Here is a 212-nt window from a genome sequence, read left to right as displayed (position 1 = left end):
GACATTCCAGATAGAGGGAAATCGTACGTCTGGAGAGGGTACTTTTTGTATAAAGTATCCGTCGGACGGCAAAAATGCTGTAAAAGGCTCCTGCGATCTCACCCAGAACGAGTCCACACACGGCAAGAATAATCCCGGCCGATCCCGTCTCCTTCATGGCGGCGGTGTAGAGCAGATAGACTCCAAGGACACGGGCGCACTGTTCTACAAGC

1 pseudogene is annotated in these 212 nt (G+C 52.4%); it reads right to left on the bottom strand.

Features of this window, described 5'->3' with window-relative positions:
* Nucleotides 1–212, bottom strand: a pseudogene (locus tag HJY11_RS14590) (hypothetical protein); the annotation flags it as partial.

The sequence above is a fragment of the Bittarella massiliensis (ex Durand et al. 2017) genome, assembly GCF_017566145.1.
Taxonomy (GTDB): Bacteria; Bacillota; Clostridia; order Oscillospirales; family Ruminococcaceae; genus Bittarella; species Bittarella massiliensis_A.
This window is presented reverse-complemented; position numbering and strand designations above follow the sequence as displayed.